The sequence below is a fragment of the Streptomyces sp. NPDC057280 genome (genome assembly GCF_042668605.1).
Lineage (GTDB): Bacteria > Actinomycetota > Actinomycetes > Streptomycetales > Streptomycetaceae > Streptomyces.
The window spans coordinates 256,284-279,209 of sequence record NZ_JBHUYR010000001.1 but is presented as its reverse complement, the minus strand read 5'-3'; the positions used below and the strand labels follow the sequence as shown (position 1 = coordinate 279,209).

General features: G+C 69.8%; 21 protein-coding genes. 8 read left to right on the top strand and 13 right to left on the bottom strand.

Going from position 1 to position 22,926, the window contains the following annotated elements; genetic code table 11:
- Window positions 1–125 precede the first annotated feature (125 nt).
- The gene (locus ACFUO4_RS01205; protein ID WP_383478459.1) at window positions 126–704 is read right to left on the bottom strand and encodes a TetR/AcrR family transcriptional regulator; all 579 of its coding nucleotides are present in this window, start codon (window positions 702–704) and stop codon (window positions 126–128) included.
- Window positions 705–792: 88 nt separating this feature from the next.
- Between ACFUO4_RS01205 and ACFUO4_RS01200 the strand changes: the two genes are divergently transcribed.
- The gene (locus tag ACFUO4_RS01200; protein WP_383478456.1) at window positions 793–1,674 is read left to right on the top strand and encodes an SDR family oxidoreductase; all 882 of its coding nucleotides are present in this window, start codon (window positions 793–795) and stop codon (window positions 1,672–1,674) included.
- A gap of 170 nt (window positions 1,675–1,844) precedes the next feature.
- Here ACFUO4_RS01200 and ACFUO4_RS01195 read toward each other — a convergent pair whose 3' ends face one another.
- The 5 genes from ACFUO4_RS01195 to ACFUO4_RS01175 form a co-directional block, all read right to left on the bottom strand.
- On the bottom strand, window positions 1,845–3,170 hold the full coding sequence (locus ACFUO4_RS01195; RefSeq protein ID WP_383478453.1) for an amidohydrolase family protein: 1,326 nt from the start codon (window positions 3,168–3,170) through the stop codon (window positions 1,845–1,847).
- Window positions 3,167–4,747 (bottom strand): FAD-dependent oxidoreductase, encoded by a 1,581-nt coding sequence (locus ACFUO4_RS01190; protein ID WP_383478450.1) that lies wholly within the window; start codon window positions 4,745–4,747, stop codon window positions 3,167–3,169. Before ACFUO4_RS01190 ends, ACFUO4_RS01195 begins: the two co-directional genes overlap by 4 nt.
- Complete coding sequence (locus tag ACFUO4_RS01185) at window positions 4,744–5,649, bottom strand: alpha/beta fold hydrolase (RefSeq protein ID WP_383478447.1); 906 nt, start codon at window positions 5,647–5,649, stop codon at window positions 4,744–4,746. Before ACFUO4_RS01185 ends, ACFUO4_RS01190 begins: the two co-directional genes overlap by 4 nt.
- 20 nt (window positions 5,650–5,669) lie before the next feature.
- Window positions 5,670–6,503, bottom strand: a complete 834-nt coding sequence (locus ACFUO4_RS01180) for an alpha/beta fold hydrolase (RefSeq protein WP_383478444.1) — start codon at window positions 6,501–6,503, stop codon at window positions 5,670–5,672.
- 297 nt (window positions 6,504–6,800) lie between these two features.
- Entirely contained in the window at window positions 6,801–7,301 is a 501-nt protein-coding gene (locus ACFUO4_RS01175; RefSeq protein WP_383478441.1) for a GNAT family N-acetyltransferase, read from the bottom strand.
- Window positions 7,302–7,576: 275 nt separating this feature from the next.
- Between ACFUO4_RS01175 and ACFUO4_RS01170 the strand changes: the two genes are divergently transcribed.
- Window positions 7,577–10,507, top strand: a complete 2,931-nt coding sequence (locus ACFUO4_RS01170; protein ID WP_383478438.1) for an AAA family ATPase — start codon at window positions 7,577–7,579, stop codon at window positions 10,505–10,507.
- Window positions 10,508–10,535: 28 nt separating this feature from the next.
- Here ACFUO4_RS01170 and ACFUO4_RS01165 read toward each other — a convergent pair whose 3' ends face one another.
- The 5 genes from ACFUO4_RS01165 to ACFUO4_RS01145 form a co-directional block, all read right to left on the bottom strand.
- Complete coding sequence (locus ACFUO4_RS01165; RefSeq protein ID WP_079306328.1) at window positions 10,536–11,393, bottom strand: hypothetical protein; 858 nt, start codon at window positions 11,391–11,393, stop codon at window positions 10,536–10,538.
- Window positions 11,394–11,499: 106 nt separating this feature from the next.
- Window positions 11,500–12,357, bottom strand: coding sequence for a hypothetical protein (locus ACFUO4_RS01160; RefSeq protein ID WP_383478434.1), 858 nt, complete (start codon window positions 12,355–12,357; stop codon window positions 11,500–11,502).
- Window positions 12,354–12,584 (bottom strand): hypothetical protein, encoded by a 231-nt coding sequence (locus ACFUO4_RS01155; RefSeq protein ID WP_383478431.1) that lies wholly within the window; start codon window positions 12,582–12,584, stop codon window positions 12,354–12,356. Before ACFUO4_RS01155 ends, ACFUO4_RS01160 begins: the two co-directional genes overlap by 4 nt.
- Before the next feature lie 495 nt (window positions 12,585–13,079).
- The gene (locus ACFUO4_RS01150; RefSeq protein WP_383478428.1) at window positions 13,080–13,490 is read right to left on the bottom strand and encodes an SgcJ/EcaC family oxidoreductase; all 411 of its coding nucleotides are present in this window, start codon (window positions 13,488–13,490) and stop codon (window positions 13,080–13,082) included.
- A 46-nt stretch (window positions 13,491–13,536) separates the two neighbouring features.
- The gene (locus ACFUO4_RS01145; protein ID WP_383478425.1) at window positions 13,537–14,538 is read right to left on the bottom strand and encodes an RNA polymerase subunit sigma-70; all 1,002 of its coding nucleotides are present in this window, start codon (window positions 14,536–14,538) and stop codon (window positions 13,537–13,539) included.
- Between the two features lie 306 nt (window positions 14,539–14,844).
- Between ACFUO4_RS01145 and ACFUO4_RS01140 the strand changes: the two genes are divergently transcribed.
- From ACFUO4_RS01140 to ACFUO4_RS01125, 4 genes are all read left to right on the top strand, one after another.
- The gene (locus ACFUO4_RS01140) at window positions 14,845–16,020 is read left to right on the top strand and encodes a PP2C family protein-serine/threonine phosphatase (protein ID WP_383482202.1); all 1,176 of its coding nucleotides are present in this window, start codon (window positions 14,845–14,847) and stop codon (window positions 16,018–16,020) included.
- A 171-nt stretch (window positions 16,021–16,191) separates the two neighbouring features.
- Window positions 16,192–16,314, top strand: a complete 123-nt coding sequence (locus ACFUO4_RS01135; protein WP_383478422.1) for a hypothetical protein — start codon at window positions 16,192–16,194, stop codon at window positions 16,312–16,314.
- Between the two features lie 32 nt (window positions 16,315–16,346).
- On the top strand, window positions 16,347–16,676 hold the full coding sequence (locus ACFUO4_RS01130; protein ID WP_383478419.1) for a hypothetical protein: 330 nt from the start codon (window positions 16,347–16,349) through the stop codon (window positions 16,674–16,676).
- Window positions 16,677–16,827: 151 nt separating this feature from the next.
- Window positions 16,828–17,454, top strand: coding sequence for an XRE family transcriptional regulator (locus ACFUO4_RS01125; protein ID WP_383478416.1), 627 nt, complete (start codon window positions 16,828–16,830; stop codon window positions 17,452–17,454).
- Window positions 17,455–17,573: 119 nt separating this feature from the next.
- Here ACFUO4_RS01125 and ACFUO4_RS01120 read toward each other — a convergent pair whose 3' ends face one another.
- Complete coding sequence (locus tag ACFUO4_RS01120; protein WP_383478413.1) at window positions 17,574–18,464, bottom strand: hypothetical protein; 891 nt, start codon at window positions 18,462–18,464, stop codon at window positions 17,574–17,576.
- Between the two features lie 215 nt (window positions 18,465–18,679).
- Window positions 18,680–19,618 carry an Ig-like domain-containing protein gene (locus ACFUO4_RS01115; RefSeq protein WP_079306330.1) on the bottom strand — a complete coding sequence of 313 codons (939 nt, stop codon included), beginning with the start codon at window positions 19,616–19,618 and terminating at the stop codon, window positions 18,680–18,682.
- A 373-nt stretch (window positions 19,619–19,991) separates the two neighbouring features.
- Here ACFUO4_RS01115 and ACFUO4_RS01110 point away from each other — a divergent pair, with 373 nt between their 5' ends.
- Entirely contained in the window at window positions 19,992–20,306 is a 315-nt protein-coding gene (locus ACFUO4_RS01110; RefSeq protein WP_383478410.1) for a cadmium resistance transporter, read from the top strand.
- Between the two features lie 959 nt (window positions 20,307–21,265).
- The gene (locus ACFUO4_RS01105) at window positions 21,266–22,855 is read left to right on the top strand and encodes an arabinofuranosidase catalytic domain-containing protein (RefSeq protein WP_383478407.1); all 1,590 of its coding nucleotides are present in this window, start codon (window positions 21,266–21,268) and stop codon (window positions 22,853–22,855) included.
- The last annotated feature ends 71 nt before the right edge of the window (window positions 22,856–22,926 follow it).

Genomic DNA, 22,926 nt, shown 5'->3' with positions numbered 1-22,926 from the left:
CCGACCGCTCTACCCCGCCGGCACGACCCGAGTGTTGGAAGACGCGGTCAGTTCCCGCAGGACCGCCTCCCGCGGGCTGTCAGCTCATGTTCGATGACCTTCACCACCGTCCCTGAGGTTGCCGGTCAGCCCAGTGAGGCGCTCGCTGCACGCAGTTCGTCGAGGGCCGACAGGGCGTACCCGGCGAGATCGTCCTTGCCGTCGTCGTCTCCCTCGGACCACTGGGCGTAACCCCGTTTGAAGGCGAGGACGCCCAGCTCGCCCGCCAGAGCCGCGGTTGGATCGGGGATGCCGCGGGCGACCAGAGCGGTCGTCATCGCGGCCGCGAGGCTGACGCTCTTGAGGGCGTCACGCTCTTGAAGTTCGGCGCTGGCGGCGATAGCCGCCTTCAGCCGAGGCGCGAACTCGCGGCTCATGGCGCCCATCGCGCTCGACGCGCGCTCGAGACCGGCAGCGACCGCTTCGAGCGGAGTGGCGCCGGCGGGCGCGTCGGCGATCCCCTCGGCCAGCAGTCGGCTCAGCGTCTCCTGTCCGGCGACCAGCAGCTCGCGCTTGTCGGGGAAGTGCCGGAAGAAGGTGCTCTTGGTGACTCCCGCGCGCTCGGCGATCTGCGCGACCGTCGTGGCGTCGTACCCCTGCTCGGTGAAGAGGTCGACAGCAGCCACGACGAGGCGTTCACGTGCGCCTGGTTCCCATCTACCCATGGTCACCATCCTAAGTGATGGGACTCTTGTCCCATCATCGAGGTAGAGTGATGGGACAAGAGTCCCGTCACTCCTGGGGGAGTTTCCCATGCGCGTTTTCGTCACCGGTGGCACCGGCCTGATCGGATCTGCTGTCGTCGCCGAACTGCTCACCAACGGCCACACCGTCCTCGCACTCGCTCGCTCCGATGTATCCGCGCAGGCCATAGAGGCGGCCGGCGCCGAGCCGCTCCGGGGGGCCCTCGCCGACCTGGACGCCCTTCGCGCCGGTGCCGCACAGGCCGACGGGGTGGTCCACCTCGCGTTCGACCACGCCTTCAGCAGCCCCGACGCCCTCGCGAAGTCGGTCGCGGAAGAGGGCGCCGCCCTCGCGGCCCTCGGCGAGGAACTCGTCGGCAGCGACCGTCCCTTCGTCACTGTCTCGGGTACGCCCGCCGTGCCGGGCCGCGCATCCGTCGAAAGCGACCCGGTGCCCACCGACGGCCCGGTCGGCGGTCGCGGCCGTGCGGTCACGTCGGTCCTGGCCCTGGCCGCGCGCGGGGTCCGCAGCAGCGCCGTACGCCTGCCGCGCACGGTTCACCACCAGGGTTCCGGTGGATTCGCCGGCCTGTTGACCGACATTGCACGCCGGACCGGAGTGTCCGGTTACCCGGGCGACGGCGCGCAGCGCTGGCCTGCCGTGCACGCGCTCGACGCGGCAGTCCTTTTCCGGCTCGCCCTGGAACACGCGGAAGCGGGTACCTCCTGGCACGCCGTGGCTGATGAGGGGGACAAGGTTCGCGATATCGCCACGGTTATCGGCCGACGGCTGGGCCTGCCGGTCGAGTCGGTACCGGCGGAGACCTTCGGTCCCCTCGGCCAGATCTTCGCGAGCGACCAGCCCTCGTCCAGCTCGTACACCCGGCGGGCGCTCAACTGGGAGCCCAAACACCCCAGCCTTCTGGAGGACCTGGAGAACATCCAGCCCTGACCGGTGACCGGGACCTTCTGGCAGGCGCCCTTGCCGAAGCGATCTTTGTTCCCACCCCTGATCCGTCAGGGGCGATGTCTTGACGCTGAAAGGGTGCTGGCGCGCGCGCCGACGAGGGGGGTCTCGTGCGCGTCGGCGCGCGGTTCAAGGACGGGGGCTGGTGCGGTCCGTCAGCCGGGAGAGCCCGCGGGCCTGATGCCGTACAGCAACCGGTCTCCGGACTCGCGTAGCCGGTCCTTGACCTCGTCGAGGCCGGATGCGAGCAGGGCGTGATCGCGTTTGCGCCAGGTGCCGGCGACCATCACGGCTTCGATGTTGGCGATGTCGGCGTGCAGGACCGTGGCGACCGGGTCGTGCGCCGGCCACAGGTTGAGCGCCCGGGCGTCGACCGCGACCAGATCGGCCTGCATCCCCGCCTCGATCCGGCCCACCTTGTCTGCCAGGCCCAGTGCCTTCGCTCCTTCGACCGTGGCCCAGGCGAGAGCCTGCTTGCTGGTGACGGACGGTGTGTCGGCGTGCGTGCCGGTCGTCTGCCGGTGGTGGGCGTGGTCCACGCTGCGCTGGTGCGCCAGGGCGATCCGGGCGGCGGTGAGGACCGTGCCGGGTACGGCGGTGTCGATGTCGGTGCCCAGGGAGGGCGCCGCGTCCAGGCTCAGCAGGGATCCCGTGATGGGTGTGCCGTGCCCCTGGCCCAGTTCGTTCTCCGGGGTGGTGGTGAAGGTGACGCCGGCCTCGACCAGCGTCTTCAGCCAGTCCGCGGGCAGGTCGGTTCCGTGTACGACGTTGGTCAGGGGGCTGAACAGCTCGGCGTCGCGCACGGCTTCCCAGCCTGGTGAGGGTGCGCCGCCGCTGTGGTGCATCGAGACGACAAGGCCGCGTTCCGCGCCGGCTCGGAAGTCGGTCACCGCGGTCTCCGGTGAGGAGTACTGGGGCCCCTGGAGGGCCATGCCCAGGGTGAGGAGGGCGTGGTTGCGGACGGGACCGTCGAGCAGGCGGTCGATCGCACCGAGGGGGTGGGGTGTGTCCGGGGAGCGGTAGGGCGTTCCGTGCAGGAAGACCGCTCGGATCCCGGCCCGCACCAGTCCCTCGACGGCTGCGTCGGCGTGCTCGGGCGACTGGGCGTTGTGACACCAGTCGCCCAGGGTGGTCGTACCGCAGTTGATCTGGTTCAGGGCGCCGGCCAGAGTGCTGATGTGCATGTCGGCGGGGGTGTAGTGCCCGGCGCACGCACCGTGGAGGTGGGTGAGGTACTGCATCAGCGTCCAGTCGGCACCTGCCGAGCGCAGCGCGGTCTGCCAGGTGTGCAGGTGGGCGTTGACCAGGCCGGGGATGAGGATGCGGCCGGAGAAGTCGACGAGTTCGGCGTCGGGCGCCTCGATGGATTCGCCGACGGCGGCGATGGTCTCGCCGTCGACGAGGATGTCGACATGCTCGGCGTCCGGCCTGCGCGGCGTCATCGTGATGACCTGCGCCCCGCGCAGCAGTGTGCGGCTCATTCGGTGGCTCCCGCAGCGGGGGAGGTGTGGCTCTGCTGGGACATGGTGCGGCTCCTTGCCTGCGGCGTCATTGCCCGCACGGCGGCTTGTGCGGTGGTGAGGAAATCCCGCGTGGCGATGTGCCCGATGTAGCCGTCGGGACGGATCAGCAGCAGGGTGTCGCCGGTCAGGCCGTAGGCACTGCGCAACGTGTTCCGGGCGTCGCAGAAGCCCGCGGCCGAGCCGATCGTGAGCCGCTTGAGCTGGGCGCCCGTCGTCGGCCAGTCGAGGAGGTCGAGGTCCCGGGCGGCGTCGGGGCCGTAGGCGATGGCGGTGAAGTGCGGTCCCTTCAAGAGGGTGAACAGGCGGGTCTCGGCGCCGTCCGCGGTGAGCAGTCGGGCGTCCGGGGCGCGGTCGCCCACGTGCAGCGTGCCGGTGCCGCCGCTGTCGGCGGGGGCGAGCGGGCCGCCGTAGTAGGTCAGGGAGAGCTGCTGCTCGTCCTTGCCGCGCTTCATGCTGGAGGGGTCGAGCTTGGCGATGCCGCCCCACTTCTCCGTGGACAGACCCAGGACCCCGGCGGCGATCGGCTGCCGCTCGGCCTCGTAGGTGTCCAGAAGGGCCGGGTCGGCTCCGGCGAGGACCTGACCGAGCTTCCAGCCGAGGTTGTAACCGTCCTGCATACCGGTGTTCAGGCCCTGGGCACCGGCCGGGGTGTGGACGTGCGCGGCGTCGCCGACGAGGAAGACACGTCCGCGGCCGTAGTGCTCCGCGAGACGGATGTTGGGCCGGAACACGGACTTCCAGTGGATCTCGTGCAGCTGGATGTGCCGGTTGCGGGTGTGGGAGTGGATCCGGTCGATGATGGCGCCGATCTCCTGGGGCGGCTTCTCGTCGGGCGTGAGCCGGATCATCCACTGGAACATGTCGCTGTCGGGGATGGGACAGGCCCCGATGAGCTTGCCGCCGAGGCCGGGCCACATGTGCCACCGGTTGCGGGCCAGGCCACTGACGGAGGCGTCCACGATGAGCACGCGGTCGGCCTCGTCCGTCGTCCCCACGAACCCGATGCCGAGCTGCTTGCGCACCGCACTGGAGCCGCCGTCGGCCCCCACCGCATAGCGGGCGACGATCTCCTCGACCCCGTCCGCGCCCACCACCTTGGCGACCACCGTGTCCTCGTCCTGCGTCAGCTCGGTCAGTTCCTTGCCGAACTCGACCTCGCGACCGAGTTCACCGAGCCGGGCGTGCAGGGCGCGGTCCGTGCGGAACTGCGGGATCAGCCAGGTGTTCGGGTACGGGACGTCCGGGGTCGCCTCCTTGTGGGGGAACATCTTCCACGGCACACCGATGGGTCCCGCATGGAGCCCCAGCTTGGGATAGATGTCGCCGCCGGCCAGCACGTCGTCCAGAGCGCCGAGGTCTTCGAGGACTTCGAGGCTGCGGGGCTGGACGCCCTTGGCGCGCGAGCCGTCGAAAGCGTGGGGGGACCGGTCGACGATCCGGACGTCGAGTCCGCGGCGTACGAGGTCGATCGCCAAGGCGGAGCCCGAGGGGCCGGCACCGATGATCAGCACGTCGACGGCGTGCGGGTTGTTCATGAGTCGAGCCTTCCGGTGCGTGCGGACACGAACGGGGCGAGCTGATCGGCGACGTCGCGAGGCCGTTCGAAAGGTGCCATATGCCCGCATTTGTTAATTACGTGATGTTTTTGGGGCTTCAGCAGAGCGCGCGCCGTGTCGAACTGCGTCAGCGGCGTGACGTCGTCCTCGTCGCCCCACAGCAGCAGCGTCGGAATGCCCAGGGCCCCCGCCTGCCGGAAGAGGTCGTCGCGGCCGCTGAAAGGCAGGTGCTGCAGCGTGTCGAACACCGCGTACAGCGAGCCCTCGAAGCGGAAGGTGTCGAGAACCATCTCGGTCAGTTTCGCGCCGAGCTCGGGGTCACGGACGTTGTGTCCCAGGTGTCCTTGCAGAATCTGTCGGCCGCGCCGCCGTGCGATGAGGCCGGCCAGCCGGTCGTTGCGCAGCAGCCGGTGGGGTGAGGTCAGGCGGGGTTTCGCAAGGCCCGCAGGGCCCACGATGGTGAGGGTGGAGACCGACGCCGGGTACTGGGCGGCGTACGTCATGCTGACCAGCGCACCCATGGAGGTGCCGACCAGGTGCAGGGGCCGCGCCGTCAGGCCGAGCCGGTCCGTCAGCTCGGCCAGCTGCCGCGCGAACAGCGTCTCGTCGTATCGCGCCCGTACCCGGTCGGAATAGCCGCGGCCGTAGGCGCTCCAGGCCAGCGTGCGCAGCCCGCGGGCGTGCAGCTCGCTGACGAGGCCGTCCCAGTAGAACAGCGGGATGGTCAGTGCGCCCGCCATCAGGACCACGTCCCCGTCCTCGGGCCCCGTCAGCTCGTAGTGGGTGACGCCGTCGGACAGCTCGACGAAACTGCCGCGCAGCGCCTTGCGCGAGCTGGCGGTGAGCTTGCGGTCCTCGCCCGAGGCGACGAAGTACTTCATGGAACGGGCCTCCTTGCCCTTCAGTGCGTGGGGGTGTCGGCGCAGGAGCCGAGGAACTTGGCGATCGCGTCCGCGACCCACTGCGGTTCCTCCTCCGGTAGCAGATGTCCGCCGTGGGGGTGGACGAGCTCCTGGGCGCCGGGGATGTCGCGGGCGAAATGCTGGCCGTCGATGCCCGCGCTGCGCAGCACCAGCGTGGGTACCGCGATGCGGGGGATCTGCGCGCTGCGGTCCGGTTGGTCGGTGTTGCAGAAGTCGACGAAGGCCGAGCGGTTACCGGGGTGGCTCATGAGCTGATGGGCGCGGTCCACCATGGCGTCGTCGACGATCTGCGAATGCGGCCCGACGTTCTCACGCAGGCTGCGCTCGATGGCCCCGCGCGGCATCACCCGCCTCAGCAGGGGCCGTACCAGCGGGTTGCGGGTCAGGCGCATCCCCGCGGGCACCGTCTTCTCCGGGTAGCCGGTCGCGTTGACCAGTACCAGGCCGGTCAGCCGCTCCGGATGATCCAGCGCGACGTTCCAGGCGATGTTGCCGCCCAGCGAATTGCCGGCCAACGCGTAGCGCGGCAGGCCCAGCGCCTCCAGGAAGCCCGCCACCGTCGCGGCGTACGCCGGAACGCGGTAGTCGCGGTCCTTGCGCGGGCCCGTCAGTCCGAACGCCGGCAGGTCGGGGCGGATCACATCGAACGAATCCGACAGCAGATCCGTCGCGCGGTCGAAGTGCTGCAGGGATGAGGCACTGCCGTGCAGCAGCACGAGTGCCGGGCCGTTCCCCGCGCGCTTGTAGTGGATCCGCAGACCGTCCACCTCGACGAACCGGGAATCGGGCTGGGGCTCAGACCAGGTACTCATAATGGCTACACTGTTACCGATATGGTGGCCGTGTCAAGCGGAAGCCGCCGCGGGGGAACGCCGTGTCGTGGTTCTGCTCAAGGCGGGATCCGAGGTCGCACTGGCCGCCGCCCGTGCGTACACGGACCTGCCTCGCTACGTATGCGACCTGGCGATACAGCTGTCGCACTGCCCACCGGCGCTGCACACAGAGAACGCGCCCGCATCCGCAACGAGCACGGCATCCGCTCGGGCGATCGCCCCCTCGCCGCCGCGACCTGGGCACGCGGGGGATCCCGCAGTGCCCGGACGGGGAGATCAGACAGCGGTCGTCAGGCGCTTCGCCATGACCCGCTCCCTGCCCACGCCATCGGGCAGAAGATCGCCGGGCTCACCCGTGTCCGTGAAACCGTGCCGTTCGTACAGCGCGGTCGCCTTGCGGTTGTCCGGCTTGACGGACAACCGCAGCGTCGCGGCACCGCGCTCCGCCGCCCACCGCTCGACCGACTGGATCAGATGGTCACTCACGCCCTTGCCGCGAGCCGAGGGGGCGACCCACAACGAGATCAACTCCACGGTCCCTGCTCCCTCGCCCGGCACTCCGCTGGCCATGCCCACCGGGAGGCCGTCGAGGAGCGCGATGAGATCGTGCGCGCCAGGAATCGACAGGCGGGCGCGCCAGCGTTCCTCCCGGTCGCCGGAGCCCTGCCACTGGGCCAGCGTCGATCCGAACGCGTAGGGCGCCTCAGCAAGCGCGGCCAGCCGCAACTCCCGCCAAAGGGGCCAGTCGTCCGCTTCCAAGGTTTGTAGTTCAAGCATGATCCGGACCCTGCCCGGCCGACGGGGCGGGCAGCAAGTTGATTACCGCCACGCGACCGCGACCGGCCGGGACCGGCGGGCGGTGTACCGCGTGGTCAGCCTCAGAAGAACCGTCGGTGACGGTGCCGCGATGTGTGAGATACGTCCGTTCCGCGGTGCAGATGCGGCGGTTATGTCGATCAACAGATGAGAATGATATGTGAGGGGAATGTCAAGACACGGGGGTAACTGTGGCGGCGGACGGGGTGGTTGGAGACGCCGGGGACAGAGCCCCGTTGCTGAGCCGGTCTGCTGAACTGGCCCGGTTCGACGAACTGCTCGACCGCTCCGCCCGCGCCGCCCGGGGCGCGGCGAAAGGCGAGGAAAGCCGCGGCACGGGCCGATCCCAGGTCGTCGACATCACGGGTGCGGCAGGGATCGGCAAGAGCAGGCTGCTGGGCGAGGTCTGCGCGCGGGCGCGCCGCCGCGGACTGACCGTACTGCGTGGCAGGGCCACCGAGTACGAGCGGGAGGTGCCGTTCCAGGTCTTCACCGACGCGCTCGCCGACCTCGACCCGCGCGCCCTGGACGGCTTCCAGGAGGCCGACGCGGTATTACCCCTGCTGCAGCCGAGCGACGCCCAACACACCGACGCGGCCGACCGTTTCGGACTCCACCGGTCCACCGCAGCCCTGCTCGCGCGGCTCGCCGCCCCGTCCGGACTGCTGCTGGCCCTCGACGACCTGCACTGGGCCGACTCCGCGTCACTGGAACTGCTCGATCATCTCGTACGTCACGCCGTGCACGCCCCTGTCGTCCTGGCCGTGACGCGCCGGGACCGCCAGAGCCCCGAGTCCCTCGCGGCCAGGCTCACCCGCGGAGTCGACGACGGCACGGTCACCAGACTCGGACTGGGGCCGCTGAGCGCACGCGACTGCGCCGAACTGGCCGGCCCCGGCATGTCGGCCGCCGACACCGCCGCACTGCATGCCGCGAGCGAGGGCAACCCGCTGTACTTCCTGACCCTTCTGCAAGCTCGCCGCGGGGGTACGACGCCCGATGCCTCGTCGCCACCAGAGCTCGGGGCCCTGCTGCTGGAGGAACTCACCGCGCTCACCCCCTCCCAGCGCGGCATCGTCGAGGCCGTCGCGGTGCTGGGCGAGCACGCCACCCCGGCGATGCTGGGCCGGGTGACCGGCCGCTCCGGCACCGCTTTCACCGACGACGTCCACGACCTCATCCACCGTGACTTGCTGCGCTCCGACCCGCAGGGCCTGCTGACACTGCGGCATCCGGTCGTCCGCACGCTCGTCCACGAGAGCACACCCTTCTTGCGACGCGTCGACATCCACCGGCTCGCCGCCGAGGAGCTGGCCCTCGCCGGTGCATCCGCCGCCGAGCGGGCCCACCATGTGGAGCGGTCGCTGATCGCGTGGGACCCGGCGGCGGTGGCCGTGCTCGAGGAGGCCGCCGCACGGACGGCCCGCACGGCCCCGGCGAGTTGCGCCCACTGGCTCGACGTGGCGCTCCGTCATCTTCCGCACACGGGCGAACACGCCTCCCGGCGACGCGAGTTGACGCTGCGGCGAGCCCGCGCCCTGGCCGCGTGCGGGGGGCTGCGCGAGAGCCGTGACCTGCTCCAGGAGCTCATAGCCACCCCGTCCCGGTCGTCCGGTGACTGCCCCACCGGTGACGACCAGGACGTCAGAGTGCGCGCGGTCGTGCTGTGCGCGCTGGTGGAGCGTCACCTCGGGCGCTGCACCGAGGCCGTCGCGCTGCTGCGCCGCGAGCTGGCCCGCGGCCCCGCACCGGCCGACGTCGTCCGGCTCGGCCTGGAACTCGGCTCGGCCGCGCCCCAGGGCAGCGGCATCTCGTACCCCGAGGTCCGAGCCGAGGTCGAGGCGGCCCTCGCGGCGGCCCGCTCGATGGGGAACGAGGCCGGTGAGGCGGCCGTCCTCGCGGTCGCCGCCCTGGGGGAGGCGTACGAGGGCACCATGACCGCGGCACACGAACTCGCCCAGCAGGCCGCCGCCCTGGTCGACTCGCTGCCCGACAACGACCTCACCGCCCTGTGCGAACCGCTCGCCAGACTCGGCTGGGCCGAGGCCTTTCTGGAGCACTACCCGGACGCGGAGCGGCACGCCCAGCGCGGCCTCGACATCGCCCGCCGCAGCGGCCAGCTCTACGTCATGCCTCATCTGCTGCTCTGCCTGTCCCACGTCCGGGTGCAGACCTGCCGGGTCACCTCGGCGGTGGAACTGGCCGACGAGGCGGAGGACATCGCCCGCGGCATCGGCAGCGACCAGTTGCTCACGTTCGCGCTGGCGAGCAAGGCCTCGGCGCTCGTCGCCGCCTGCCCGACCGGCGATCCGCGCCCCCTCGCCGTCGCCGAGGAGGCGGTGGCCGCGGCCGGTAGCGGGGTGAACTGGTGGGCCTCCACCGCCTGGTGCATCTTCGGCTGGGCGGCACTCATGGCCGGCGATCCGATCCGGGCCAGGGACGCCCTGCTCCAGGCGGGCGGCCCCGAACTGCACCGGATCCAGCCCTCGATGCGGCCGCTGTACCTGGAGATCCTGGTCACGTCCGCCCTGGTCACGGGTCGATCCGAGGAGGCCCGGCAGTGGGCCGAACAGGCCCGTAAGGAGGCGGAACAGCTGGGACTGCCGATGCAGCGGGCCTCCGCGCTGCGCAGCACCGCCCATCTGCCGCTGGCGCAGGGGGACCCCGCAGCGGCGGCGGACCTGTTCGCCCAGGCGGCGGTGGAGAGCACCCGTTGCGGGGCGGTCTTCTGGGAGGCCTTTTCTCTGCTGCTCGGCGCCCCGCTGGAGGCGGCCGCGGGGCGTGGCCGTGACGGCACGCTCGCCTGGCTGCGGGGCCGGCGGCTCGCCGAGGCGGGCGGCAGCGGCATGCTGGTGGGCCTCGCCGACGCCACCCGTCCCCCCGACGGCGGATCCGAGGCCGCGTACGGCTCCCCGGACCGCGCCGAACTCGCCGAGCGGCTCGCCACCCTGACCGCCCGGGAACTGGAGATCGCCGAGCTGGTGGCCCAGGGCCTCACCAGCCAGGCCATCGCCGACCGGCTCTACGTCAGCCGGCGTACCGTCGACACCCATGTCTCCCGGGCCTTCCGCAAGACCGGGGTCTCCTCCCGCACCGCCCTGGCCGCGTTGATGGCCCGCCGCCGCACCGGGAACCGCTTCATGGACGCCAGGCCGGATCCGGGCTGATCCCGGCCCGGATCCGGCCCTGCTCGCCCTACTTGACGTCGATGAAGTCACCGGTGGCGGTCGCGGAGCCGGTGGTCGTGGTGCCCGCGAAGGCGAACCGGTAGTAACCGTCGGAGGTGGCCTTCGTGGTGGTGCTCAGGTTCCCCGTGGAGTTCGTCTTGACGGTCTTCAGGGTGGTGTAGGTGCTGGTGCCCTTCTTGCGGAACTGCAGTTTGACCGGTTGGGTCGAGTAGCCCGCGTACTTGCCCGTCGTCCAGTTGGCGCGGCTGAGCTTGCCGGTGACCGTGATGGTCTTGCCCTTCTTCACGGGCTCCGGGGAGGCGTTGGCGGTGAGTTTCGCGGCCCGCTTGAACTGGGTTCTGGTGACGTCGTCGTCGTAACTGGCGTTGGCGTACAGGTCGTAGGCGCCGAGGAAGAGCTTCCACGTACCGGCGGTGCCGTTGTCGTCCTTGAAGGCGGTTGCGGGGTCGATGGTGAAGACCGTCTTGCAGCTGTAGCTCCAGCCACCCTCGGCCGGCGACTCCGTGCAGACGGGGTCGTCGTCCGACTGGAACGCGCCGGTGATGGTGTCCGTGCTCGAACTGTCGGTGCCCTGCCACAGAAATGCCTGGGTGAGGGCGACGCCCTCCGCGTCGAAGGCGGAGAACGTGACGGAAACGGTCTTCTTGCCCGTCACGCCGAGGACGATGTCCTTGCCGCCGTTGACGACGCCGTCCGAGAAGGTGGTGCCGCCCACCGCGTCCTGCGGCTCGACGCCTCCGGAGACGAAGGCTCCGAACGGCGCCGCCGCGCCCGGGTGCTGTGCCGCCTGTGCGGCGCCCGGGAGGCCGAGCGCCGAGACTACGGCGGCGCTGGTGACGACGGTGGCCGTGGTGCGCATGCGCATGCAGTTCTCCATGGTGAGGTCGGTGTCCTGATGAACTGGCTGTGTGCCAGGGTCTGTTGATGTACGGGAAGAGGCCTGCGCACGTTCAGACGCCCGCGCAGGCAGGTCAGGGTGTGGGGGAGCGGAGGATGTCCTCGAGGTCCCAGCTGTAGCTGGGCGACGGGTAGAGGTCCGTCGGGTACAGGCCGGTCGGCTCGGCGCTCGGCGGGGGCACGTCGGCCGGGTCCGCGGTGGGGCGGCCGTCCGGGCTGCACACCTGCGGTGCCGAGGGCTCGGAGAGCTCGTAGTCGGCGACCCGCTTCGAGCGGAATTCGACCGTTTCGGTTCCCCAGACGTCCTGGGTGCCGCCGACCTCTACCTCCTTGGGCAGTTCCTTGCTCTTGAGGGGCTTGCCGACGGTGACCGTGAGGAGGGCGCCCACGCACGGGCTGCGGTCGTCCGCGTAGAGGGACTCGGGCAGGGCAATCCTCCGTTCCCTATCGGCGTCGGCACGCACCTCGACACGCTTCACGCGGCGGATGTCGAAGTAGTAGTCGGGCCGCGACCCGTCCGAGAGCGACTCGCCGTCGTCGCCGTCCGCGACGCCGTACACCAGCTTCCAGAACTCGACCTGCACGGTGATCTTGTGGCAGAGCGGCCCGAGGTATCCCGGGATGCTGGAGAACTCCAGGTCGCCGGAGCCTGAGTTCTGCTTGGGAGTGTCGACATCGAGCTTCACCCAGTCCACGGACTCCGCCGTCGTCCACCCCTTGTTGTCGTGGCAGCCGGGGGCTCCGGTCGGATAAGGGGGTGTCAGGGAGGGGGTCGGCGACTCGGTGACCTCCGTGGCGCTGGGGCTCAGGGTGGGATCCCCGTAGGCGGAGGTGTCGTCGCCGCCCGAGCAGCCTGCGCTGAACAGAACGGCCAGGGTGAACGCCGCGACGACAGGCAGAGCGGAACGTTTCGTCCCCGCCGGGCGCCTCACCGGTCGAACCAGTTCGGGGCCTGCCTGCCGGACAAAGCCCCGCACAGCACGAGCGCGAGGGCGACCGGCACGGACGGCATCGCCCCTGACCGGAGCAGCCCGGCCCCTTCGCCCCCGCCGTGGCCGACCGCGTCACTCACCAGGGACAACAGCAGGGCGCCCGCCGCCAGGCTCAGCAGAGCCCGCACCCGAACCCCCACCATGGCGAGCCTGACACTCCGTGGCATCTGCGCTCTCACACCCGGTGTCGTCATGAACACAAGGAAATGGCATGGATGCCGGGAACGCGTCGGTAGGAGTACGTATTCCATGTACGTAGAGGCCGCCATCGCACCCGCTCCCGCCAGGACTTCGTGCTGCTGTCGCGTTGTCCGCGGCGCACGCTGGTGCGGCCTTGCGTGTGCGCATGGACGGTTCGCCGGTGGCGCTGACGTGATGATGCTCGGCGAACTGTCTCACCAGGTGGCTGCTGACGCGGTCGGTTGCTCCGGTGACCAGGATCTTCACGCGGACACTTCCTTCGGTTCCGTCGATGCGGTGGGTGTGGTCGTGGTCTGTGGTCGGCGCAGGGCGAGGAGCGACGCGCTGAGCAGGAGCAGGGCATGAGCGGCTGGGTGCGCCCGAGGTGCCCGCACTTCCCCCGAAGCCACCGGGAAGAGTGTGCTGAGCTGCCCGCCTCGTGGGGCGCCCCTACTGGCGCAGGGGCGCCCCGTGTACTGCGCTTACTGCCCCGGCGCGAGGACCGGGCTGTTGTGGTACGCGGCGATCAGCCACCTGCTGTCGCGGCGCTCGAGCACCCAGGTCGCGTTCACCTTGGCCGCGTCCGGGAGCTCGGTCTGGCCGGGGAACAGGATGCCGGATTCGCTGACGACGATCGCCGCGTCCGCGCCGAGGAAGCGCATGCTGAGCTGCTTGTTGCTGGTCGAGCTGCCCTTGAGGGGGCCGGCGAAGGCCTGTGCCATGCCGGCGCGGATGTTCTCGCGGCTGCCGCGCAGGGAGCCGGTCATGATGGCAGTCGCGTCCGGGGTGTAGTCGGCGACCATGCCGTCGGCGTCGCCGGCTTCCCAGGCCGCGTAGGACTTGGCCAAGACGGCCCGGATGGCTGCTGCGTCGGCCGCACGGGTGTCTGACATCGGGGTCTCCCTTGTGAGAGGTCCGCCCGGGGCTCCGGGGAACTCGTCAGTACATACCGGCGGCCGGGCCGGAACTGTGCGCCTCCGCGGAAGGAAATTCTTCGGGATCGAGTCGGGCGACCAGACCGAAGGAGGCGAAGACTTCGGAGTCCTGGAACACCGAGGTCCGGCTGATGCCTTCGGCGGTGACGGTGAAGAGCTGAAGTGTGTGCAGCTCGTACGCGTCGCCGACGCGGCGGTAGGCGGCGAACCCGTGCTGGCCGTTGGCCGCAACTGCCGTGAGACGCCAGTCCGTTCCGGCCGCCCGGAAGACCCACTCCATGAACAGGCCGTAATTGCCCGGCCCGGTGAACCAGTTGAGCATGGGCGGCATTTCCATGATGACGTCCTCGGTGAGCAGCCGCTTGAGGCCCTCGACGTCGGCCTGGAGAAACGCCTTCATGTAACGGTCGACCCAGGCGCGCTGTTCGGCCGCCGTCGGCTCCGCGTCGGTGTGAACTCCCCGCACGCCGGTACGCGCCCGGTGCAGGGCGCTGTTCACCGATGCGACCGTGGTGCCGAGGATCTCCGCCGCCTCGGCGGCGGAGAAACCGAGCACGTCACGGAGGATCAGTGCGCCGCGCTGACGCGCCGACAGGAGTTGCAGGGCGGCGGCGAACGCCAGCCGCAGGCTGCTGCGGTTGACCACGGCAGCCGCGGGATCGCCCGCGTCGAGCATCGAGTCCGGCAGCGGCTGGAGCCAGGCCTGCTCCCCGCGGACGAGCGGGCCGAGCGGGTCCGACGCGGCCACCAGCCCCGACGGCAGCGGCCGGCGGCCGCGCGCTTCCAGGGCGGTCAGGCAGACGTTCGTCGCGATGCGGTAGAGCCATGTACGCAGTGAGCTGCGGGTGGTGTCGTACTGTTCGCGTGCCCGCCAGGCCCGCAGGAACGTGTCCTGGACCATGTCCTCGGCGTCGTGCGCCGAGCCGAGCATCCGGTAGCAGTACGCCAACAGCTCCGCCCGGAACGGCTCGACCAGGCGGTCGAAGTCCTCCACCTGCCCGGTCATCCCCCACCCCTTCGCCGAGCTGCCCGCGGCCACTCTATCCAGCGCCTGTCCCACCAGAGCAGTCACGGCACCACGACCACCACTGTGGCCCCACAGGCGGGCGCGGGGCCGCGCAGCGGTCTGCGTGCGCGTGCGGCGTCGCGCGGTCGGCGGGGGGAGCGCCGCTCCTCGTGCCGGCGCCCCGTGTCAGCGGGCGGATCCCGTCCGAGTGCGCTCGGGTGGTTGTGGTGTGAGACTGCTGAACGACGGGTCCCAGATGGCACGCGGCCTGAGGAAGGCGACGCAGGGAGGCGAAACGGGGTGACGATGCCCGATGCCGGTGACGACCCGCTGCACCAGTTCCTGGCCGACTCGGCCAACCGGACCGTAGACCTCACCACCGCCCTGGCCCGCTGCACCAAGGCCCTCGGGCTGCATCACTCCGTGGCCTACCTCGCGGACATCCAGCAGCGTCACCTGGTCCCGCTCACCGACGTCACCGCGACACTGCCCATCGACGACTCCCTGGCCGGCTGGACGTACCGCACCCAGTCCCTGCGGGTCGAGCCCACGGAGTCCGGCGCGATGACGGCCTGGTTCCCCTTGCTGGACGGCGCCGAACGCCTCGGCGTCCTCGCTGTCTACGGCCCCGTGCTCACCGCTGCCGCCCTGAACCGCGGCAAGGCCCTGGCCACGCTCGTGGCGATGATGGTGACCTCCCGGCGCGCCTTCAAGGACTCCTACGTCCAGCGCACCCGCACCGAACGCATGCAGCTGCCTTCCGAGATGCTGCGCGCCTTTCTGCCGCCCCGAACCATCGGCAACGCGCGCGTGGTCTCCACGGCCGTCCTCGAACCCGCCTACGAGATCGGCGGCGACGCCTTCGACCACGCTCTGACCGAGACGGCCCTGCACGCCACCGTCCTCGACGCCATGGGACACAACCTCGCCTCCGGCCTGACCAGCGCCCTTGCCCTGGCGGCCTGCCGCAACGCGCGCCGGATCGGAGCCGAACTGCCGCAACTGGCGCAGACGGTGGACGAGGCCCTCGCCCAATGGCTGCCCGATCAGTTCTGCACCGGCATCCTCGCCCAACTGGATCTGGCCTCGGGCGTTCTGCGGTGGTGCAACTGCGGGCATCCCGCCCCCTTGCTCATCCGGGACCACCGGCTGATGGAGCACGCCCTGGAAAGGGACGCCGACCCTCCGCTGGGTCTGCCGTACCTGCTGTCCGACCGCGGCCGCACGATCCACGAGGTGACCCTGCGCCCGGGCGACCGGGTACTCCTCTACACCGACGGGGTCACCGAGGCCCGTACCCACGACGGGGAACTGTTCGGGCTCCGGCGGTTCGCCGACTACGTCATCCGCGCGACCGCCGCGGGGGAGCTGGCCCCGGAGAGCCTGCGGCGGCTGATCCACTCCATCCTGGACGTGGAGACCAGCAGGCTCCGTGACGACGCGACCATCATGATGCTCGAGTGGCAGCCGCGTACGCAGTAGGGCCTGCCTCCGCCCTGGAAATGATCACGTCCCGGCTTCGGGTTCGGGGGTGCCGGTCCGGGTGCTCGCGCGATTGCTAGGTACTGGTATCGATGTATCGATGTATAGCTACAGCAGGGGTATGTCGCTGACCTCATCGAGGCCGATCTGAATCAGTCCCGTGCCGCTTTCATGGCGGGCGCCGCCTCGTTCCTGGCGGCGTACACGGACGCGTTCGAGGCAGAAGTCGGTGAGGACCGCTACCCGGGCCTGCCGGACCGTCCGGCGCAGGCGGAGCCGAGGGACGCCGCGTGAACCTCCGCGTCGATCTGGCGTAGATCCTGGCGGTGGCGCAGCAGATTCCGGGGGATCCCCAGGTCGTCGACTACGGCGTCCCCGTGGCGGCGGAAGCGCGTCACCGAGCAGAGATCCTTGACCACGAGGTCTATCCCGAGCCCCGTCACAAGGCTGCGGCGCTGCTGTGCGAGCTGGCGCGGAACCCGAGCCTGGAGGCGCGGAACCTGCTGTTCGCTGCCACGGTGACCGCGGCTTACCTGCCGGCGTACGGTATGCCGGTGAGCGCCGGACTGGACAGCGTTGTGCCGCTGGCCCGCGCCGCCCGGGACGGGCTCCCGGTCCGTGAGGTCGCCGCTCAGATCAAGGCATGGACGGGCTGATCCGCACCTGAGCGCGATCGAAGCCCTGGCGGGGTGCCGGGAAGGTGTGCCCCGCACCCCTCTGGCGGTTGTTCGCGGGGTCGTCGGTCGGCTCGGGGAGGGCCTGGAATCGGCGATGCTGTGGCTGTGTCGACGGGCAGGAGGGGTGGCGATGGTGATTGCGGATCGCACGCTGACGGTAGAGGTGATTGCGGCGCTGAGGTACTGGCCCGATGTCATCTGGAGTGGTCAGAAAAACCCTCCGGATCCGGTGGATCTCACGGTTCTGCCGCCCTTCTTCAACGAGGTGTTGGGGGAACTGCCGTGGTGGAACCCTGACTGGAAGGTCCGCGAGGTCGAGCCGGGACTTCCCGTGGAGATCGACACCGGTCGCCAGAGCGGGCCTTCACGGTTCACCGAGGTGTCCGTGCCGGGCACGGTGGGTTCCAGCGATGGTGAGAGCCTGCCTTTCGTCGCGAAGGTCGGGTTCGCGGGCGACCAACTGACCCGGTTCCAGGCCAACATGGGCGATGTGGTCCTCGGGCCGGCCGTTGCCCCTGCGGGCCAGTTGGAGCCGCATCCGTTCGCCACTGTGCTCACCGGGTTGATGGACCTACGCGGGATTCCGGTCAAGGCGATGGCCAGGGAGACGGCTCGGTCGATGTCCACGATCCACATGCTGCGCAGCGGAAGGCATAACCCGGAGCCGCTTCTTGTCGAGGAGATCGCCAGGGTTCTGGGCATGTCCGAGGCGGACGTCAGAGTGATCGCTGGACTCGACGACGACCGGAGGCGCTAGCGGGCAACAGGGGCGGCGCCACGTCGAGGGGTGCACGTGCACCCATGGCACGTGCACCCCTGACGCGTCCACCCCTGGCGCGTTCGCCGCCCAGGTCATTGCCGCCCGCCAAGCGGGCTTCACTCGATGAAGACCTTCACGGAGTCGGGGTCCCCGCTGTTTCGGTTGACGCCGATGAAGAAGTCGCTCCCGATGTGGGTGACATCTTCGATCTCGTCGGTCTTGCCGTTCCCCGGAATCCCGATGTCGCTCTCCACGTCACCTCCGGACCAGTTGTACTGGTACACCCAGTTCCACCCCGTTTCGGGCGTTGAACTGTTGATGGACTTGGTGTTCCAGACATAGTTTTCGGAGCAGTCGGTGCCTTGGTCGGAACGATTGTCGTGACTCGTCAGGTTGCTCTTCACCAGCGTCCATCCGCTCGTCAGCGAACCGGCACCGGGATGGGTCCACAGATTGCCCGAGCGCCGGGCAGCATATCTGCCGGCTCCGTCGGCCGCCGTCGCGCTGTAGCAGAGGCCGCTGATATTGCCGATGGGCAGGTGGACCACCTCACTTGCGCCAATGGATCCCGAAGAGTTCAGGTGAATGACCGTCACATCGGCGCTCGGATAGGCCGATTCACTTCCTTGGGTGGCGATCAAGGCGGGCCCCTGGTCCCGGTAGTCCGGATGGTAGGCGAGGTCGTTGCCGTGGCCGAGTGCGGGTATGGAGGTCGGTGCCCCGGCGCAGGTCCAGCTGGCACCGTCCCAGGTCGAGCCGTCACGCAACCACCTGGACAGGACCGGGTCCTCCCCGCCCGCCTTGGTGAAGATGATGTAGAGCTGGCCGCCCGGCCCGGCGACCATGCCTTGCATGACGGTGCGTCCCGCCCTGCATGCGCTGCTGTTCGGGATGTTCAGCCGTTCCGCCCCGCTTCTGTCTGTGGCGGCGTAGGCGGACGTTGTCGAGACAATGGCGATTCCGGTCAAGAGTGCCAGTACGGACGCGAAACTCAGTAGTTTCCTCACGCGGTGCCTCTCCTGTGCGGACGACGGCAGGAGGCTAGCATTTGGCATGTACTTTGCATCCGGGTCGACATCAACCTGCCCCTGAATACGAGGCTTTGACGTCCCGTCAGTGCCACGCGCCGGGCATATCGTCGAGTGTCAGTTGCTGCTCGGGGAAAGGCGGTACCCATCGAAACGATGAGCACCGCCTGCTCACACAGCCGTCACCGACATGCTCACAGAGCGCTGGTTGTCTGCTCGCCGGTCGCGCTGCCCGCGAGCCACTGGTCCCAGCCCAGGTTGAAATCGGCGTAGCCGTTGTCGGCCGGGGCTTTGCCGCGGGGTGAGCCGGTGATGGTGACGGGGTCGCCCTGCTTGACCTGGTCGTAGAACCACTTGGCGTCCGGCAGGGACAGGTGCACGCAGCCGTGCGAGCCGCGGGCGCTGCCGCTGCCCGGGTTCGGGTCGCCGGTCGAGTAGTGGACGTAGGTGCCGGACTGGGTGAGGTGGATGTCCCAGGGCAGTGTCAGGTCGTAGTAGTTCGGACTGCCCTTGTCACAGCTGATGCCGACGCTGCAGGAGGTCATGTGGACCTTTTCCTGCTTGTCGATGACGGCCATCGTGCCGTCCCACGTCGGGTACTCGGCGCTGCCCGCGTTGATGGACAGGGTGCGCACCGGAGCGCCGTTGCGGGTGACCTTCATGGTGTGGCCGGTCACCGACACGTCCGCGCGCACGTCGTCACCGATCTTGAAGGTGTGCGTGTAACCGTGCACGCCGTAGCGTCCGTTGCCGTTGCTGACGCCTGTCATGTCGGCGTCGATCTTCACCGTCGTACCGGACGGCCAGTAGTTCTTCGGGCGCCAGTCGGCGCGCTTGTCGCCCATCCAGTGCCAGGCGCCGGCCACCGGCTGTGAGGCGCTCACCTTCATGTGCTTCTCCACGTCGGCTCGCGCCTTGGCCGCCACAGGGTTCGTGAAGATCACCGAGATGGGCATGGCCACGCCGACCGTCGTTCCCGTCTGCGGGGTGATGGTCTCCAGCAGCATCGGCGGGCCCGCAGGCTTCGTGGGTGACGGGGAGGCGCTCGCGCTCGGTTTTCCCGACGCCTTTGCGTCGTCGCCGCTCGCCTTGTCGCTGCCGCCACCACCGCAGGCGCTCGCGCCCACCAGCATCACGCCCGTGACGAATGCGACCCCTATGCTGCCCTTGCGCCGTCCCACGAACTCCCCCGTTTTCTCGCTCTTCGGCCCTCACGAGCCCGTCCCCCTGTCAGACAGATACGGCGCGGGTTCCAGTTGCATGTGTCGCGTAAAGCGTGTCCCAAGACTGGCCGGACCAGGGCGGGCCGGGTCGGCGCGGACGGCGGCAGGCCGTGTGCCGGTGAGCTCGTCGACCGTGGGTCATGCCGAGGCGGACCTGAGGGACGGGCGTGGTCGAGCCGACGGACCGATCACCGAGGCCGGTCCCGATGCCGCAAGACGGTCAACGGGGGCGTGGTGTTCGATGGTCACGAGAAGGAAGAGATCGAAAGGACAGCACCTACTCGTGGACCTGGGCATCATCGGGCAGGCCGCCGGACTGTTCGCCGTCACCAACATCGACGACCTCCTGGTCCTGGCGCTGTTCTTCGCCCAGGGCGCCGGCCACCGAGGATCCGCCCGTCGCATCGTGCTGGGCCAGTACCTGGGCTTCGCCGCGATCCTCGCCGTAGCGGTGGCCGCCGCATTCGGCGCCACCTTCCTGCCCGATTCCGTCATCCCTTACCTCGGGCTCCTGCCGCTCGCGCTGGGCTTCAAGGCCGCCTGGCAAGCCTGGAAGGACCACCGCGACGAGGGCGAGTTGGCGAAGACGGGTACGTAGACGCCGATGTTGTCCCCGCCGTTGGCGAAGGTGACCGCGGCGACCTCCAGCGGGCTGGCCCGCCGTCCTCGGCTTGTTCCCCCTCTCCGTGCTCCTCTCCCGCTGGGGTCCCGTCCTGCTGCCCCTTGTCCTGATCACCCTCGGCCTGCTCATCCTCATCGAAGGCGGCGCCTTCGGCCTGTGACCCGGACGACCCGGACGGCATCACAGGTCAGTTCGAATCTCTGATGCCGGATACCTCCCAGACTTGCTGAAGAGCCGGCCACGTCCACGTCCAGGACGGCCGGATCTGACCCTTGCCCCAAGGCGTCCATCTCGATCAGCGCAGAATCAGAACGCCCCCGATCCCGTCGAGTGCGCGCGGGCGGCGTTCGGCCTGCCGGGTTCATCACGCGTTCCGCGTCTCACGCGTTGCGAGAAGCAGTCATCGAATCGGTTCCGCGCAAGCGCTTCGACGAGAAGCCACGACCGGCACGATACGCGAGCAATGGTCTGCCGCACGCCGAAGAGGACGCCCACGGGCGGGCCCGGGGCCGTCTCACCAGCCGGTGCGGTGCGCACCGTCTCCTCGGCAACGGCTGTTCGGCGACTGCGCACCAGGTCAACGGCAGTGACGGAGGCGCCGAGCGGTTGCGGCCCAGCCGCCGGCCCGACGCACGCGACTGGCCGAGCGGAGCCGGCGTGAGGGCCTGTCACGTTCCTTGTCCACGGTCACGCCGGTCGGCTCGAGCGGGCCGGTGGAGGTGGATCCGGGAAGATCGGCGGTCGAACCGATTCGCTAATCGGGCCGGACGACAGCGTCAAGGCCCTTGACAGCACTGCGGAAACGAGAGCACCGTCTCCCCCCGAAACCTCTCTGCAATCCCACTGAAAGATCGGCACCTCCAAGCGCTTCCGCTTTTCTCAGCGCACCAGCACAGAACGCGACGGGGTTCCGCCGGCACGGTAGGGGAGTTCGGATGGGAACGACGGGTACGAGACGCCACGTGCTGTTCGGGCGCGGTGGCGCCCCAGGACTGCTCGCTGCCGTACGGCGCCGCGGGCGGCCGGGAAATGAGGTGGGGCAGGCATCTGTGCCATCGTGGGAGCGCTCCCGCAGCTCTCGGTTGAAAACGATCGCCCGGGCGGCGGCCGCTGCCGTGCTCGCCGCCGGCGCACTGGCCGGTGCCACGACCGGGACGGCCCGGGCCGCCACGTCCGGACCATGTGATCTCTACGCGGCGGGAGGCACGCCCTGTGTGGCGGCCCACAGCACGACGCGGGCGTTGTACGCCTCGTACAACGGGCCGCTCTACCAGGTCCGGCGCACCTCGGACAACGCCACCCGCGACGTCGGCGTCCTGAGCGCGGGCGGCTACGCCGACGCCGCCGCGCAGGACTCGTTCTGCGCGGGGACGACCTGCCTGATCTCGATCATCTACGACCAGTCAGGTCGCGCCAACCACCTCACCCAGGCGCCCGGCGGCGGTGCCGCGGGTGGTCCCGACAACCTCGCGAACGCGACGGCCGCGCCCACCACGGTGGGCGGTCACAAGGCCTACGGCGTCTTCGTGGCACCCGGGACGGGATACCGCAACAACCACACCAACGGCATCGCGACCGGGGACAACCCCGAGGGCATGTACGCGATCTTCGACGGCACGCACTACAACGGCGGCTGCTGCTTCGACTACGGCAATGCCGAGACGGACAACAACGACGACGGCAACGGCACCATGGAGGCCATCTACTTCGGCAACATCAAGGTCTGGGGCTACGGCTCGGGCAACGGCCCCTGGATCATGGCCGACCTGGAGAACGGCCTGTTCTCCGGGGTGAACCAGCACTACAACGCGAACGACCCGACCATCAACCACCGCTACACGACCGCCATCGTCAAAGGCGGCCCGAACCACTGGGCGATCCGCGGCGGCAACGCGCAGTCGGGCGGCCTGTCCACGTTCTACGACGGTGTGCGTCCCAACGTCGCGGGCTACAACCCGATGCGCAAGCAGGGCGCCATCATCCTGGGCATCGGCGGTGACAACAGCAAGGGCGCCCAAGGCACGTTCTACGAGGGCGTGATGACCTCCGGCTACCCGTCGGACGCCACCGAGAACGCGGTCCAGGCGAACATCACAGCGGCCGGCTACGCCAATGCGACCGGCGGGACGGGCACCGGCGCGCTGCACGCGGTGGGCGCGGGCAAGTGCCTGGACGTGCCGAACTCGTCGACCACGGCGGGCACGCAGGTGCAGATCTGGGACTGCAACGGCGGCGCCAACCAGAGCTGGACCCGTACCTCCTCCGGCCAGTTGAGCGTATACAGCGGCAGCAGCCAGCTGTGTCTGGACGCGTACAACAACCAGACCACCGCCGGCACGAAGGTGGTGACCTGGCCCTGCAACGGCGGCGCCAACCAGCAGTGGCAGCTGAACTCCGACGGCACGATCACCGGCACCCAGTCCGGGCTCTGCCTCGACGTCACCGGCGCCTCCACAGCCAACGGCGCCCTGGCCGAACTGTGGACCTGCAACGGTGGTTCCAACCAGCGATGGAACCTCAGCTGAGAGGACCGGCCCCAGCCCCGAGATCTTCCGACCGTCCGACGACAGGCGCGTCCCACGGCGAACGGCGCCAC